Genomic DNA, 15,935 nt, shown 5'->3' on the forward strand with positions numbered 1-15,935 from the left:
CAAAAATAAATACCATGGATCTTATATTGTTGATTTTTAAACTGTTCCTTTCCCTTTTCTATGCCTGAAAGCAGGGGTAATCAAGAGCTATAAAAGTTACTTGCTGATTGTACAAACTGGTGAAAGGCTTCCGTAACTTCTTTCTTATGCTTATGAGCAAGGGGGAACGGAACCATATGGGAATATTCATACGGGAAATCTTTGATTTCTACCTCTACATTGATGTTTCTGTAGCCTCCGCGTAAAGTATTCAACGCTTCTATTGGAGGGGCAACACTGTCTTTTTCCAGTACATACGCTTTTATCTGGGACTGAATTTCATGAATTCTTTCTTCCCTTTCCCTTTGAAAATAATTGTAGCGAAGCATTTTTTTGAACCAGCTTTCCTGCGGGTGCAAAGCTTCATTCTGATAATGTTTTAAACGGGTATCTGATTTAAAATCAGAACTCAAAAGCTCTGTGAAGACAGACTGCATTTTAATGGTAGCCTGAGTGTCCATGATGTATTTGGATATCGGAAACATCCTGTCAATAGTCATTCCTCCACAAAAACAGAAAACTTTAGACCGGGTAAAGTAATGGTTAGGATCTGCCATTTTAATGATCATTGAAAGAAAGGAACCAATAGAATATCCAAATAAATCAAGGTCTGCTTCCGGGGAAATCCCTTTTATTTTATTGTTTTTAATGTCTTTTACTACCTCAGTAATATCAGAATAGGTCTGCAGCCCGGACCAGAATATCCTTTGAGGATGCGCTTCAAGTCTTGAGCTTATTGCGGCATTCACATAAGAGAAATTCATGTTTTCCGGATATTTTTTCTTCCTGAAACGAACTACTTCCATCATGTGATGGCGGTCGCTCCAGATAGGTTCTGCACGATCCATATGAAAAGCAATAGGAAACAGAATAACAGCTTTCTGTGTTCTTTGGGCCAGTTCATAGGCCCATGGCAGATATTTGTCCCATTTTTTTTCATTCAGGCCATGAAAGAAAAAAATACATCCTTTGGCGGTTTCTATATCTGCTCTCTTCAGAATATAATATGTAAACCTTTTATTGCATTCAATATCAAAATCCTTGATGTCTACTGCAGGCTGGCCGTAAAACAGATGCCCTTTTTCGTTGATTTCCAGTGATTGCTGATGTTTGCTGCAGTGTTGATGTTCCGAACCATACAGCAGATCAGAAGCCTTCGATTCAAAAGGAACAGCTTCAATAGTTACATTCAATTCCTTGAGTTCAACCCTGTCTTTTCCGGAATCAAAATGACTTTTCAAAACTTCATACAATTCATAATATTCCATAGTAAGACAATTGAAGGGTTCATATTTAGAACCATTAATTTAGAAAATTATTGCTGTAATATGTTGATTTTTAAGAGTTAAATGTATTCTAGGCATAAGAGAAAAATAACCCCGGAACAGTCTTATTCCGGGGTTGCAGATATATAATTGATAAGGATGTTTATTCTTTGGCTTCAGCTTTTTTTCTGTATTTCTGAATGGTAGCAGCTGTAAGGACTATCATGACAATACATAAGATAAGATCTGCTTTTTCAGGGTGAAAGATCTCCTGGTAGATATTATACCCTATAAGCATTGAGACAAAAAAGATAAGAGCGCTGTTAGCGGATGCATATTGGTTTTTAATTGTTGTTTTCATAATGATGTTTTTATTGTTATTTATCCAGTAAGTAGGGCAATTAAGAATACGTTACAACAATTTTCAAAATAATAATCAATAATTACATAACTATCTGTAATCAATTCTGTTAGATTCAGTGTCTTCAAGCTGTTTAAGGATAGATTCGGGAATTTCATCGCTGTCAATGGGAAAGCTGATGGAGTCGGAAATAAAGTTCTTTCGGTCTGCTTTTCTGAAGATTTCAAACAAAGCTATCGGCTCTTGGTTAAAACTGATGCAGGTACTTATGAAGTGGATTTCATGGAGTTTATAGTCAGGATTCTTAAGCTTTTCTTTAATATCTTTAATTCTTGAAATAAAATGTCTTTGACGGATAAAAGTATTGCTGTTCATGATGATAAAAACATAGTCGGAATAAGCTGTTACCTTACCAAAATATTTATGCTGGTCGCCACCGCTTCGTTCAATAAAATATTCTCCGGTGGTTTCTGATTTATAAATTTCCATTGCAGAGCGCCATATACGGTCTTCTTTTGCCATTAAAGGATTGTCAGGAAGGTTTCTGTTATAAGAATACCAGCAGCCCACCAGTCGGTCTAAAAGAGTCGTATTCAGATTTACATTATTCATCTCGATCCTGAGGTCATTAAAATTAAAAGAATCCGTTGTGGAATTGATGAAATCTATATAATTGGAATAGCCCAGTACTTTGACAATAAGACTCAGTTTTGCGAGGTTCGGTTTGCTCAGAACGGCATTTTCATTCTGTCTGAATTTTTTCAGTTTATTGATGATCAGATGTTCATACAGGTAATTGGTTCCCAGAAGATCCGGATCTTTTTTAATTTCCTTCTCTGAATGATCGCTGATAATGAGTTCGTTGAGTTCTGCGCTGATGTAAGACCATTCGGTTTTGGTAACATCTTCCCAATGATTTTTCTTTAAAAAGTGACGGCTTAAGAAATTCATCAGCTTTTCAAGATGCAGTATATCTTCCTTTTTCATCTGTTTATTTTTTATGGTCAGATTAATTTTAGTTTTATAAGACTAATTTAAGATTTTTATCAAACCAAAAAAGACTTTTGAGGGACTTTTATATTTTAAAATCCATTGATATTTGAGTAGAAAAACAAAATTTAAAACAATGGAAACAAGAATGTTATTAAAAGATGAATCCCTTTGGAACCGGATACAGGGATTTTCTCTGGATGCTCCCGGCGTTGATTTCCCTTTTTCGAAAAAACTGGCAAAAGAAGAAAGCTGGAGTCTTGATTTCGCAAAAAAAGCGATTGAAGAATATAAAAGGTTTGTCTATCTCTGCTGTATCCTTCCCAATGGAGCTTCTCCCAGTGAAATAGTGGATAAAGTATGGCATATGCACCTGATCTATACCCAGAATTATTGGGAAGAATTCTGTCCGAATATTTTAAAAAGACCGCTTCACCATCATCCTTCTAAAGGAGGAAGCACAGAAAGAGTGAAACATGAGAATTGGTTTGAAGACACAATGTCTGGCTACAGGAACATATTTCAGCAGGAAGCACCTGAAGAAATCTGGAAAGTGAAAAAGAAAGAATCTAAAGCAAGACGCTGGATGAAAAAGATGGCCTTTTTTGCTCCGATCTTTATTTTACTGCTGCTGTTTTCCTGTACAGAAGGAGGCAGCTTCACCGGATTGCTGGTCACCGCAGTGGTTTTTGCCATTATTTTTATTCTGGGAACAATAAGCTCAATCATAGGAGACAATGAAATCTCGGATCCTAATAGAAAGGACAAGCAAAGCAATGATGGAGGAGGTGGAGGAAGCTGTGGAGGATCGAGCTGCAGCGGAGGAGGTGGTTGTGGCGGAGGCTGCGGCGGTTGTGGGGGCTGTGGCGGATAAAAAAATGATCATTATGAAAAAACTAATCATTCACTCAGTTCCTGTTGCAGTAAGCTTTATGTGGCTTATGACAGCATGTCAGACATTGAATCCCATCCTTATTAAAGGGCCGGACTTTCTGAAATTTTATCTCATTCTGGTTCTCGGATTTTATGCTTCTGTTTTTATTTTAAATTCCTTGAGAGAAGCCATTTCTGCGACTGCATTTTATTTCACAGGCTTTATATTTTTACTGGGAATTATAAAACTGATAAGGGGAATCATGATAGGAAAACCTGTTGGATTTCTCGTTATGATTTTAATCCTGGAATGTATTGTGGCAGTGTTTCTTATCATGAGCCATGTCAATAAGAAAACGAAGTAATTGTTTTACAAAAACAAACCCGAAACAAGACTGTTCCGGGCTTTATTATAAATTATTGATATTTAAATATCTTTCTTTTTTTCCTTCACTGGTTGATGGCCATACTTTCGAACCATAACAGAAGTCAGAACGACCAGAATAAGAGAGATTGCGATATTCGAGTTTTCCGGATGTACAATTGCCTGATAAAGATTATAGCCAAAAACCGCAGACACAACTGCGATCAGGATATTGTTTACATAAGCATACTGGTTTCTTGTAGTTGTTTTCATAGTAATTTTTTATTGTTATTTACTCAGTAAGTAAGACAACCTAAAAAACGTTACAGAAAATTTTTAAAAGAATATTTTCTTTAAACAAACTCCAGCACCTTCAAATCCATAATCCTGTAATCCCGAAACACGGGAACCTCACATTCCTTACGCAATCACACCGCTTCCGATAAGTTCATCACCCATATACCATGAAGCAAACTGTCCTTCCGCAATCGCAGACTGAAGTTCGTCAAACTCAATATATAATGCATTTTCAAACTGATACAACGTTGCTTTCTGCAAAGCCTGTCTGTATCGGAATCGGGCCATTACTTCCATAGATTCTCCATTCTGAAGCTTCATGTCTTCACGTACCCAGTGCAGTTCAGAATTATCTATTTTCAGAGCTTTTTTATGAAGACCAGGGAAATGGCTTCCTTCTCCCACAAAAATGATATTGTTTTCCATCTCTCTGGAGATAATAAAACAACTTTCCTTGTGCCCGCCTATTCCAAGGCCCCGGCTTTGTCCGATGGTGAAAAACTGGGCTCCCTGATGTTTCCCGATTACTTTTCCGTCAGACTTTTTATAGTTGATTTTTCTGGATAAAAACTCAAGTTCTTCTTCTTTAGAAGCGAATTCTGGTTTTTCTTCCGAAAATAAAGGTGAATCTTTGAAAATTTCTACGATTTCTCCTTCTTTGGGTTTCAATTGCTGCTGTAAAAACTGTGGCAGGCTCACTTTCCCGATAAAACATAATCCCTGGGAATCCTTTTTATCTGCAGTTACCAATCCGATCTCTTTTGCGATTTCCCTTACCTGAGGTTTTGTAAGTTCTCCGATAGGGAATAGCGCTTTTGAAAGCTGATCCTGGCTCAGCTGACAAAGGAAATAAGACTGATCTTTATTGTTGTCTTTTCCGGCAAAAAGGTGGAAAATTTCTTTTCCGTTTTCGTCAAAAGTAGAATTTACTCTTGCATAATGTCCTGTGGCCACCTTATCTGCTCCCAATGACATGGCAGTCTTCATGAAAACATCAAATTTTACTTCTCTGTTACATAATACATCCGGATTGGGAGTTCTTCCTTTTTCATATTCTGCAAACATATAGTCAACGATACGCTCCTTGTAAAGTTCACTCATATCTATCACCTGGAAAGGAATTCCAAGCTTTTGTGCCACCATAAGGGCATCATTACTGTCCTCAATCCAGGGACATTCATCTTCCAGAGTTACGGAAGCATCGTTCCAGTTTCTCATGAATAAAGCCACTACTTCATGGCCTTGCTGTTGCAGCAAATACGCTGTAACACTAGAATCTACACCTCCTGAGAGGCCTACTACTATTTTCATTGTATTTCAATTTTACGAAACTCTTAACGGGAGTTCTTAGTTTGATGCGGCAAAAATACAACTAAATAAATTCGTAAAAAAACCATAATTTTAAACATTGATAAAAACGATAGTAATCGTAAACCCCATCATAAGGCACTCTATCAAGTGATGAAAGTGTACAATATTATCAAAACAAAATATATCTACATATGAAAAAAGTTATTATTTCTATGATGCTGATCATTTCAGGCTCGGTATTTTCCCAGATTTCAGTGGGCACCCAGCCACAGGAAAGCAGCAAATGGACGTTTGGAGGAGGAATCGGATTAGGATTCGGGAGTAACAGCGCTTTTAATCTGTCTGCTTCACCACGGGTAGGATACAGGCTTACTGATGATCTCGAAGCCGGAGTGGTGGGAAGTGTATCGTGGCAGACTTCCGACTATTATAAATCTACAATGTTTGGAGTAGGACCATTTGTCAATTACTATTTTGCCAGATCATTTTATGTGGGAGCAAACTATCAGCATTATTTTGTTGATTATAAGGATAAATATTATGATTATAAATATAATACAGAAGAAAACGCATTATATCTTGGAGGAGGGTATATGCAGAGAATCGGGAATAATTCTTTTATGCAGCTTGGATTAATGTATAATGTGCTCTGGAAGCAGAATTCCAGCGTGTTTTCAAGCGGCCTGATCCCGAACATCGGATTTGTGGTGGGGCTTTAATCTTATGTGTTTATTGACAATGAAAAAATAGATTTCTTGATCAATAGGAATGGGCTTTAGCCCGTTCAATAGAATACTCAAAATGCCACTGGCTTCAGCCGAAAAATATAAAACAAAAATCCGGAGGAAATTTCCCCCGGATTTTCTATTTAAAATTAAATTATTTATTTTATGATTGAGAAGACTTCTCAGCCGCTGATTTTTTCGCTTTCTGCGTTTTTCCAATCAGTCCGTCTTTAGCCTCATTAAGGTCAAGAACTATGGTTTCTCCTTCATTCAATTGCTTGTTTACCAGCATTTCTGCCAATAAGTCTTCAATATATTTCTGGATTGCTCGCTTCAATGGTCTTGCACCGAAATCTTTATCCCATCCTTTTTCAGAAATGAAGTTTTTAGCATCTTCAGTTAAATCAACTTTATATCCTAATTTTTCAAGTCTGCCATACAATTTGTTCAATTCAATATCAATGATTTTTTTGATATCATCCTGAACAAGAGAGTTGAAGATCACAATGTCATCAATTCTGTTTAGGAATTCAGGAGCAAATGCTTTCTTAAGGGCACTTTCAATGGTGCTTCTTGCTCTTGTATCTGAGCTTGTCTTTTTAGCAGAAGTTCCGAATCCTACACCATCTCCAAAGTCTTTAAGATCTCTGGTTCCGATATTGGAAGTAAGAATGATAATCGTATTTCTAAAGTCGATTTTTCTGCCTAAGCTGTCTGTAACGTGACCTTCATCAAGGATCTGTAACAGAATATTGAATACATCCGGGTGAGCTTTTTCAATCTCATCCAAAAGCACCACCGCATAAGGTTTTCTTCTTACCGCTTCAGTCAGCTGGCCACCTTCTTCATATCCTACGTATCCCGGAGGCGCACCCACCAATCTTGAAACTGCGAATTTCTCCATGTATTCACTCATGTCAATTCTGATCAAAGACTCATCGGATTCAAACAGCTCTCTTGCCATTACTTTAGCCAGCTCGGTTTTACCAACCCCGGTTGTACCAAGGAAGATAAAGGTACCGATAGGGCGGTTTGGATCTTTAAGACCAGCTCTGTTTCTTTGAATTGCTTTCACAACTTTTTTCACAGCATCTTCCTGACCGATTACTTTTCCGTTCAGTTTTTCATCCATCTGGGCAAGCTTATCAAGCTCGTTCTTACCAACTTTCGTTACAGGAACTCCACTCATCATAGAAACCACTTCTGCTACATTCTCTTCTGTTACGGTTTCTTTTTTCTCTTTTACATCTTTATCCCATTTTTCCTGGGCTGCATTCAGTTCCATCTGAAGACGTTCCTCTTCATCTTTAAGCTTTCTTGCCTCAAGGTAATCCTGAGCTTTTACAGCTTTCTGCTTCAGTTCTTTGATATCTTCAATTTTCTTTTCAAAATCAATGATTTCAGTAGGAACTTTCATATTCTTGATATAAACACGAGATCCTGCTTCATCCATGGCATCAATAGCTTTGTCCGGTAAGAAACGGTCTGTAATATATCTTGAAGTCAAATTGACACAGGCCAAAATAGCTTCAGGAGTATAGATTACATTGTGATGTTCTTCATATTTATCTTTGATCTGGTTCAGAATCTGAATGGTTTCATCAATAGAAGTAGGCTCCACCATTACTTTCTGAAATCTTCTTTCTAAAGCACCGTCTTTTTCAATATACTGGCGGTATTCATCCAGAGTCGTAGCCCCGATGCATTGAATTTCTCCTCTTGCCAAAGCAGGCTTGAACATATTGGAAGCATCTAAACTTCCTGTTGAACTTCCCGCTCCTACAATCGTATGAAGCTCATCAATAAATAAGATGACATCTCTGTTTTTTTCCAGCTCCGTCATGATGGCCTTCATTCTTTCTTCAAACTGACCACGGTATTTAGTTCCGGCAACTAAACTTGCCAGGTCTAAAGTGATCACACGTTTTCCGTAAAGAACTCTCGACACTTTTTTCTGTTGAATTCTTAATGCTAACCCTTCAGCAATGGCAGATTTACCAACACCCGGCTCTCCGATAAGAAGAGGGTTGTTTTTCTTTCTGCGGGATAAGATCTGAGAAACTCTCTCAATTTCTTTTTCACGGCCGATTACCGGGTCCAGTTTTCCGTCCCTGGCCAAAGAAGTAAGGTCTCTACCAAAGTTATCCAAAGTAGGCGTTTTACTTTTTGCAGAACCTAGATTTCCTGTAGGCTTTCTCATTTGCTCAAATTCTTCTCTCTCATCATCATCGTCATAAGCACTCATCTGTGGAGATTGGCCTGAATTTTTAAGCATGGTCTGGTATTCTCTTGAAACTCCTTCATAGTCGATGTCATAAGCTCCCAGAATATTTGAAGTAGGGTCCTCATATTTATAGAGAATACCTAAAAGCAGGTGAACGGTATTAATCTCATTGCTTTTATATTGTCGGCATTCTAGCTCCGCACGTTTAATGGCATGGTCTGCCATCTTAGTGAAAGAAATATTGGTAACCTCTTCAGAAATAGGATTTAGACTTGCTGTATTTAAAGTTTCAATTTTTCTTCTGATTTGTGTTAAATCCGCATTAAGGTTTTGAAGGATTTCTTTTGCAGAGTTTTCCGTTTTTATAATACCTAAAAGTAGATGTTCTGTATTAAGAAATTCACTTTTCAGCCTTTTAGCTTCGCTTTTGCTTTGTTTGAACACCTGGCTCAAACCTTGTGAAAACTTATAATCCATAATATATCTCATTAGAACAAAGGCAACATTACCTTTTATTCATTATCTAAATTACAAATATTTTACCAAAAATCAATTAATGACTTTATGGCAGTAAAAAATTTTATTATCTTATTGAAAATGATTAAGTTTGTTATCCTTAAAAATCTCTCATGACCCCTGAAATTACTACTTACATCGGATATTCCGCTTCAGTTTTTATCGTGCTGAGTTTCATACTGAAAGATGTAAGAAAAATTAGAATTGTCAACATGATTGGCTGTTTTTGTTTTGTCATTTATGGCTTTTTTAGTGGGCCTTTATGGCCGGTTATCATTCCAAATGGGTTGATTTGTTTCATTCAGATCTATCATTTAATACTAGGCAAGAAAAAGGGATGAGGAAAAAAATAATTACTTCAGCTTTTAGCAGCCTGTATACCGATCAGCGAATAGAAAAGGTATGCAAAACCCTTTTTGATAACGGATATTCCATTGAACTGATCGGAAATGACTGGGAAGGAAATGAGACAATGGAACGTCCTTATCCTGTTTCAAGAATAGGATTGAAGTCAAAAAGTCTAAAAACTGCTTATTTTGAATTTAACTGGAAGCTGTATAAGGAATTAAAGAAAAAAGCGGACAAAGATACTATCCTTCATGCCAATGATATAGATGCACTTCTGCCAAATTATCTCATTGCCAAAAAACTCAACATTCCATTGGTCTTTGACAGTCATGAAATTTTCACGGAAATGCCATCGGTACAAAACAGATTTTCACAAAAATTCTGGAGGGTTCTGGAAAGAAAGCTGCTTCCTCATGTAAAATTTATGATGACAGAAAGTGAAAGTTACGCTGAGTGGTTTCACGAAAAATATAATGTCAATCCTGTAGTTGTAAGAAATATCCCGAGAAAAATTCTTTCTGCCCCTGAAATTCCTGAAAATCATCCTAAAATTATTCTTTATCAGGGAGCGATCAACCAATCCAGAGGAATTGAAAAAATGATTGCCGCTATGCACCATATTAAAGATGCAGTTCTGAAAATTGCTGGTGACGGACCGAAGAAAAAAATATATGAAGAGCTTGTTGTTCAGGAAAAACTGCAGGACAAAGTCTTTTTTCTGGGTAAACTGAAACCGGAAAATCTCAGAGAAATAACGAAAACAGCAGATGTTGGATTTAGTCTTGAAGAAAACAATGGAGTAAGCTATTATTATTCACTTCCCAATAAGGTTTGTGATTATATCCAGTCCAGAGTACCGCTTGTTATGATTAATTTCCCGGAAATGCAGCGTATAAAAAATCAGTTTAACGTAGGAGAGATCATTACAGATCATCAGCCTGAAACGATTGAAAAAGCAATTAATCTGGTTCTTGAAAGAGGAAGACTGTATTATCAGAGCGAATTGAACAAAGCTGCGGATGTATTTTGCTGGGAGAACGAAGAAACAAAAATCCTTCAGCTTTTTGAAAATGCATCACAATCATAAATTTTACAAAATTGGTTATCTTTGCAAAAGAAATTTGATTTAAAATGACCATTAAAGAAAAACAGCAGGAAATAATCGACGAATTTGCTTTTCTTGACGATTGGGAGCAAAAGTACGAGTACATCATTGATCTCGGAAAAGAACTGAAAGGCTTGCCGGAAGAAAGAAAAACAGAAGAGAATCTGATAAAAGGCTGCCAGAGCAAGGTTTGGATTGATGCTGAATTCAAAGATGGGAAACTTTTCTTTAATGCAGATTCTGACGGTATTTTACCTAAAGGAATCGTTTCTCTTTTAGTAAGTATTTATAGCGGGCATTCCACTCAGGAAATTCTGGATTCTGATTTTGATTTTATTGGGGAGATAGGGTTACAGGAATTTCTTTCGCCATCCAGAGCTAACGGATTGATGGCAATGACCAAACAGATCAAGTTTTATGCAGTTGCCTATCAACTGAAATCATAACCGTGACAAAAATTTTAGCATATCGTTTTTCCGCATTCGGAGATGTTGCGATGACTGTGCCTGTTTTCAGAGAGTTTCTGGAGCAGAACCCCGGTGTGGAAATTATTATGGTGTCCAGAAAGAATTTCGAAGCCCTGTTTGCGGGAGTTCCTAATGTGACTTTTAAAGGAATTGATCTTGATGATTATAAAGGTCTCTTTGGATTGAGGAAACTGAGCAATGAACTGATCCGGGAATTTAATCCAGACTGTATTGCCAATCTTCACGACGTAATACGGACCAAAGTTTTAGATAGAATTTACAGAAGAAAAGGACTCAAAGTTTTCAAAATAGATAAGGGTAAAGAGGAGAAAGAACACCTTACAGATGTATGGAACCTTGAGAAAGTACAGCTGAAGAAAACCGTGGAGCGTTATGCAGACGTATTTCGTAAAATGGGATTCAAGGTTGAGCTTTCGCATCAGCTCAGACCTACTTCGGAGCATCAGTCAGGGATTGGTTTTGCTCCTTTTGCCCAACACAAAGGAAAGATGCTTCCTCTGGAAAAATCCTATGAACTGGTCAGAATTCTTGCTCAGAGACATACGGTATATTTCTTTGGTGGAGGTAAAAAAGAAACCGAAACCCTTGACAGATGGGAAAGTGAGATTCCTAATACCAAAAATCTTTCCGGAAAATTAAACCTTACCGAAGAACTCAATTATATTGCCGGGCTGGAACTGATGATATCCATGGATTCTGCGAATATGCACCTTGCAAGTCTTGTAGGAACGAGATGTGTTTCTATTTGGGGTGCCACTCATCCTTATGCTGGGTTTTTGGGATTCGGGCAGAGTGAAGAAGATGTTGTTCAGGTAAAAGATCTTACCTGCAGGCCGTGTTCTGTTTTTGGAGATAAGGAGTGCTACAGAGGAGACTGGGCTTGTCTTGAGGAATTCAATATCCAGAAAGTGATAGACAGGGTTAATTTTTAAAAATAATCTTTATGATCTCTTCAGCTTTAGCGTGATCCGAGTGCTTTTTTTCTAAGATTTGTTTTCTTTTTTCAGTATCATCATAGTCTTTTTCAGCAGAGCTGATAATCTGTTGGCGAATTTCAGTCCTATCAGTTCCATACAGACATAAACCTGTCAAAGCAGGATCGTCTGTAATATTTCCGTTAATAATCACAAACCGACTGTTATAAAGAGTGTTGAAAAGCTTCACTTTGGTTCCTGAATTCTGGTAAGAAATAAGAATGTTGGCATGAGCATTCTCCAGAAGATGATGAAGGTTTTCTGTAGTTCCGATAGGAGCGAGGGTGATATTTTCAATCACTGAAATCCTCCTTTTAATATCTTCGCTGGCACGATCGGAGGCGACAATCAGTTTATACTGTGGAAGAGTTTTGAATAAATCAAGAGCCTCAATGAGTGCTTTTTTATTATCAGCCGTGGTGAGATCTCCATGAAAAAGAAAATAATTCCCTTTTTTATCCAGCTGTTTTACCGACTGATTCCCATGGAAAATATGAATCAACCGTGCGTTTCCCGAATAAGTATCCACTTCATTATATTCCTTTTCAGACAGGCAGAATATAGTTTCAAACTCCTTTAAAAGCGTTTTCTGGTATCCTTTATATTTTAAAGCTTCAATGCCATACACCATCTTTTTGAAAATGTTTTTTTCTGATAATGAAAGCCCTTTATAATACTCTGTTTCGTTGTTGTGATAGCGGAGATATAATTTGTGTCTGCTCTCTTTCAGAAACCTGATGATATGAGTTGTCTGCAGGCCTTCAAACAATATTGGAGCATTGATCTTTTCCAGATTTTTAAGAAGCAGATCAGAATCTCTTATTACAGCAGCGAAAGGTATTTTTGAGAAATAGAGGAGCGGATTCTTTTTCTTTTCATAAAAAAAGACATTTTCAGTACTTTCTTCAACTTCCGGATCAATCTTTACAGGAATTTTGTCTACAAAACAATGAAGGTGGATTTTTATTCCCAGATCAGATAGAGCCTTGATCTTATAATACACATCAATGATCCCACCATAAGAAGGAGGGTAGGGATAGTTGAATGATATGATATGGAGTTCCTTCACGTCAGGCAGATTCAAGTGCAGACAAAGGTAAATAAATATAAGGAAAGGTGAAGAGCTGCTTTATATTGCTTAAAGATAAAAATAAAAAAATCTCCCAATTTCTTGAGAGATTTTTTGTGGGTCCTGAGGGATTCGAACCCCCGACCCTCTGGGTGTAAACCAGATGCTCTGAACCAACTGAGCTAAGAACCCTCTAGACTTGTTCTCTTGTTTAGAGTGGTGCAAATATACGACTTATTCTTTAATCTCCAAATTTTTTTCTAAAAAATCTCCCACTACAAAGTTGCTTCCGCCGATAAAAATCATTTCTTCATTTGTACATTGTTCTTTTGCAGACAGATACGCTTCCTGTACGGAATCAAAAATTTTATAAAAAATTTTTGATTCCTTAAGCAGGTTTTCGTAATCTTCCGGATGTCTTCCCCTGTTGACAGATGGTTTTGCAAAATAGAACTCAGAATTTTCAGGAAGTAATTTCATCACATCATCTATTTTTTTGTCATTCACAAACCCCAAAATGACATGCTTGTGCCTGTCAATTGAATTTAGTTGTGAAAAAACGTACTCCAAACCTGCCTGGTTGTGTCCCGTATCACAAACCGTAAGCGGATTTTTTGAAAATTCAAACCAGCGGCCAATGAATCCGGTATTCTGATGAACATGGAGTAGTCCGTTTTCAAGATCTTTATCGGAAATATGTACCTGTAGTTTTCTTAATTCCTCTACTGCAGCCAATACCACTCTGAGATTTTTCTTCTGATAATTTCCCTTCAGATCAGAGGTAAGGGTTGTCTCAATAAAAGTTGCATCTATAAATGGAGCATTTTCTTTTGTTGCTTTCTCTCGGATGATATTTTTGACAGCTTCATTTTCGTCACCGGAAATAACAGGGATGTTACTTTTAACAATTCCTGCTTTCTCAGTGGCAATTTCTTCAATGGTATCTCCCAGTATATTTTGATGATCCAATTGAACATTTGTAATCGCAGAGATCAATGGCTTAATAATGTTTGTTGAATCCAGTCTTCCTCCCAATCCAACTTCAATAATGGCAAAATCCACCTGTTGCTGATAAAAATATTCAAAAGCCATGATTGTGGTAAATTCAAAGAAAGAGGGGCGGATATCGTCCGGAAGTGTTCTTAGTTTTTGAATAAACTCAAAGACAAATTCTTTATTACAGTTTTTTCCGTTAACCTTGATACGTTCTGTAAAGTCTATCAGGTGCGGAGAATTGTATAATCCTGTTTTGTAACCTGCTTCCTGAAGAACGGATGCCAGCATATTGCTTGAAGAACCTTTTCCGTTGGTACCGCCAATATGGATGCACTTGATCTTATCCTGAGGATTTCCAAAGAAAGCACAAAGCTTTGTAATATTGTCAAGTCCGGGTTTATAAGCCTTCTGCCCATCTATCTGATAGTTGGGCATCTGCACGAAAAGCCAGTCGATAGCTTCCTGATATTGTTCATTTGTCATGGTACAAAATTCCCAAAAGTTTTTTTAAAAAAAAATATAATTTTTCAATCTGTAACTTTTTTATATTTAATTCGTCTAATATTGAAAAATCTTAATATGAAATCGCTGTGATTTACAAATTACTATGCAGATAAAGATGACACGATTCCATATGCCATTAAAAACAAATAAACATCTACATAATATGAAAAAAGTTTGGATCATCGTTTTTGGATTAGGTTATCTGGGTTTAAGCGCTCAGAAGAAATGGTCCTTAAAAGAATGCGTAAGCTATGCAGTGGAGCATAATCTTCAGGTTATCCAAAATCAGTATACCAAAGAAAATCAGCAATATAACCTCCAAGCGGCTAAAAAAGACTATTTGCCTTCCGTATCGGGGAGTGTTACGACTGGGGTGAGTTTTGGACAAGGATCATTAGGAGCAGGAAGCTATAGAAACGATAGATTCAATAACAGTGTTGGCGTAGGTGCCGAGATTTTGGTCTATAATAATGGGAGATTGGAGAAGAATGTAAGAAAACTCCAGTTTGATGTAGAAGCCAGCCAGTATGATATTGAGGCCATCAAAAATGATATTTCGGTACAAATTGCACAACAATATTTAACCGCTTTATTGAACAAAGAAATTGTTAAGATTTCTCAAAGCGCTGTAGAAAATGCTAAAAAACAGCATGACAGAGCAAAGATAACCACTCAGGTTGGGACTACTGCACAGACTGTTTTAGCGGAAGCAGATGCAGCCTGGGCGAGAGAAAAACAAAATCTTAAGACAGCTGAGGTCAATGTAGGAAGAGCTCTGTTTGCGATCGCTCAGCTTTTGCAGCTTTCAGATTATAAAGATTTTGATGTGGAAAATGTAGATATTCCTGAAACATTAGATTCGCAGCTGGTAACTGCAGATGAAGTTCTTACAAAGGCCTATGATGTGCAACCTCAGATAAAAGCAGCGGAAAGCAGGATAAGATCTGCCGAAGCACAAACAGAGGTAAGCAGAACAGCATTCTGGCCTACACTAACAGCTAGTGCCGGTCTTAATACTTTCTATAACAAGCAATTTAATGTTATGCCAGGGGTCGTGCAGGGAACTTTCTTTGAACAATATAAAGATCAGTTTGGACAAAACGTAGGGCTGTCACTTAATATTCCTATCTTCAATAAAGGGAAAACAAAATTACAGGTTGAGCAGTCCAAATTAAATGAAAGTGTAAGCAAAATTACCCTTGAACAGCAGAAACAAACGGTAAGACAAAATATACAGAAAGCTCAGTTTGATGCAGATGCCAATTATGAAAACTATCTTGCCGCTGTGGAAGCCGAAAAAAGCTCCAAACTGGCTCTTGATTTTGCCGACAAAAGTTATGCTGCAGGAAGAACGACCATTTATGACGTCAATGTGGCGAGAAATAATTATGCAAATGCACAGGGATCAGTAGCGCAGGCAAAATATAATTATCTTTTTAGTCTTAAACTATTGAATTTCTATGCCGGAATTCCATTAAGTTTGTAA

The 15,935-nt window shown here is 37.2% G+C and carries 16 protein-coding genes and 1 tRNA gene; 8 read left to right on the plus strand and 9 right to left on the minus strand.

Translation table 11 applies throughout. The annotated features are described in order from the left end of the window. Positions 1–80: 80 nt before the first annotated feature. From FW781_RS10580 to FW781_RS10590, 3 genes are all read right to left on the minus strand, one after another. The gene (locus tag FW781_RS10580) at positions 81–1,307 is read right to left on the minus strand and encodes a DUF6051 family protein (RefSeq protein ID WP_149387415.1); all 1,227 of its coding nucleotides are present in this window, start codon (positions 1,305–1,307) and stop codon (positions 81–83) included. A gap of 160 nt (positions 1,308–1,467) precedes the next feature. Then, positions 1,468–1,665 carry a hypothetical protein gene (locus FW781_RS10585; protein ID WP_149387416.1) on the minus strand — a complete coding sequence of 66 codons (198 nt, stop codon included), beginning with the start codon at positions 1,663–1,665 and terminating at the stop codon, positions 1,468–1,470. A gap of 90 nt (positions 1,666–1,755) precedes the next feature. Next, positions 1,756–2,652, minus strand: coding sequence for a hypothetical protein (locus tag FW781_RS10590; protein ID WP_149387417.1), 897 nt, complete (start codon positions 2,650–2,652; stop codon positions 1,756–1,758). A 139-nt stretch (positions 2,653–2,791) separates the two neighbouring features. Here FW781_RS10590 and FW781_RS10595 point away from each other — a divergent pair, with 139 nt between their 5' ends. Both FW781_RS10595 and FW781_RS10600 read left to right on the plus strand, forming a co-directional pair. Next, positions 2,792–3,529, plus strand: coding sequence for a glycine-rich domain-containing protein (locus FW781_RS10595; protein WP_149387418.1), 738 nt, complete (start codon positions 2,792–2,794; stop codon positions 3,527–3,529). Positions 3,530–3,542: 13 nt separating this feature from the next. After that, a complete protein-coding gene (locus FW781_RS10600; RefSeq protein WP_149387419.1) occupies positions 3,543–3,893 on the plus strand; it encodes a hypothetical protein in 351 nt (116 codons plus the stop codon). A gap of 62 nt (positions 3,894–3,955) precedes the next feature. Here the strand turns inward: FW781_RS10600 and FW781_RS10605 are convergent, their stop codons facing one another. Together FW781_RS10605 and mnmA are read right to left on the minus strand one after the other, a co-directional pair. Then, the gene (locus FW781_RS10605; RefSeq protein ID WP_149387420.1) at positions 3,956–4,165 is read right to left on the minus strand and encodes a hypothetical protein; all 210 of its coding nucleotides are present in this window, start codon (positions 4,163–4,165) and stop codon (positions 3,956–3,958) included. A 147-nt stretch (positions 4,166–4,312) separates the two neighbouring features. Continuing rightward, on the minus strand, positions 4,313–5,500 hold the full coding sequence (mnmA, locus tag FW781_RS10610) for a tRNA 2-thiouridine(34) synthase MnmA (protein WP_149387421.1): 1,188 nt from the start codon (positions 5,498–5,500) through the stop codon (positions 4,313–4,315). A 191-nt stretch (positions 5,501–5,691) separates the two neighbouring features. Here mnmA and FW781_RS10615 point away from each other — a divergent pair, with 191 nt between their 5' ends. Next, positions 5,692–6,219, plus strand: a complete 528-nt coding sequence (locus FW781_RS10615; RefSeq protein ID WP_149387422.1) for a hypothetical protein — start codon at positions 5,692–5,694, stop codon at positions 6,217–6,219. A 169-nt stretch (positions 6,220–6,388) separates the two neighbouring features. Here the strand turns inward: FW781_RS10615 and FW781_RS10620 are convergent, their stop codons facing one another. Beyond that, positions 6,389–8,926 (minus strand): ATP-dependent Clp protease ATP-binding subunit, encoded by a 2,538-nt coding sequence (locus FW781_RS10620; RefSeq protein WP_149387423.1) that lies wholly within the window; start codon positions 8,924–8,926, stop codon positions 6,389–6,391. 152 nt (positions 8,927–9,078) lie between these two features. Between FW781_RS10620 and FW781_RS22650 the strand changes: the two genes are divergently transcribed. Genes FW781_RS22650 through FW781_RS10640 form a run of 4 tightly spaced genes read left to right on the plus strand, consistent with a single transcriptional unit; the run spans position 9,079 to position 11,838 of the window. Beyond that, the gene (locus tag FW781_RS22650; RefSeq protein WP_081996710.1) at positions 9,079–9,306 is read left to right on the plus strand and encodes a uroporphyrinogen decarboxylase; all 228 of its coding nucleotides are present in this window, start codon (positions 9,079–9,081) and stop codon (positions 9,304–9,306) included. Next, positions 9,303–10,400 (plus strand): glycosyltransferase, encoded by a 1,098-nt coding sequence (locus tag FW781_RS10630; RefSeq protein ID WP_149387424.1) that lies wholly within the window; start codon positions 9,303–9,305, stop codon positions 10,398–10,400. Before FW781_RS22650 ends, FW781_RS10630 begins: the two co-directional genes overlap by 4 nt. A 44-nt stretch (positions 10,401–10,444) precedes the next feature. Next, positions 10,445–10,864: a SufE family protein gene (locus FW781_RS10635; RefSeq protein ID WP_047380093.1), complete on the plus strand. Its 420-nt coding sequence runs from the start codon at positions 10,445–10,447 to the stop codon at positions 10,862–10,864. A gap of 50 nt (positions 10,865–10,914) precedes the next feature. Next, on the plus strand, positions 10,915–11,838 hold the full coding sequence (locus FW781_RS10640; RefSeq protein ID WP_149387813.1) for a glycosyltransferase family 9 protein: 924 nt from the start codon (positions 10,915–10,917) through the stop codon (positions 11,836–11,838). Here FW781_RS10640 and FW781_RS10645 read toward each other — a convergent pair. The 3 genes from FW781_RS10645 to FW781_RS10655 all read right to left on the minus strand — a co-directional run bounded on the left by FW781_RS10645 (position 11,828) and on the right by FW781_RS10655 (position 14,428). Next, the gene (locus FW781_RS10645; RefSeq protein ID WP_149387425.1) at positions 11,828–12,949 is read right to left on the minus strand and encodes a glycosyltransferase; all 1,122 of its coding nucleotides are present in this window, start codon (positions 12,947–12,949) and stop codon (positions 11,828–11,830) included. The two genes, FW781_RS10640 and FW781_RS10645, sit on opposite strands and share 11 nt — an antisense overlap. A 117-nt stretch (positions 12,950–13,066) precedes the next feature. Further along, positions 13,067–13,141, minus strand: a tRNA-Val gene (locus FW781_RS10650). Positions 13,142–13,183: 42 nt separating this feature from the next. Further along, positions 13,184–14,428, minus strand: a complete 1,245-nt coding sequence (locus tag FW781_RS10655) for a bifunctional folylpolyglutamate synthase/dihydrofolate synthase (protein WP_149387426.1) — start codon at positions 14,426–14,428, stop codon at positions 13,184–13,186. A 184-nt stretch (positions 14,429–14,612) separates the two neighbouring features. Between FW781_RS10655 and FW781_RS10660 the strand changes: the two genes are divergently transcribed. Beyond that, on the plus strand, positions 14,613–15,935 hold the full coding sequence (locus FW781_RS10660) for a TolC family protein (protein WP_149387427.1): 1,323 nt from the start codon (positions 14,613–14,615) through the stop codon (positions 15,933–15,935).

Origin of the sequence: Chryseobacterium panacisoli (assembly GCF_008274625.1) — a bacterium.
Lineage (GTDB): Bacteria > Bacteroidota > Bacteroidia > Flavobacteriales > Weeksellaceae > Chryseobacterium > Chryseobacterium panacisoli.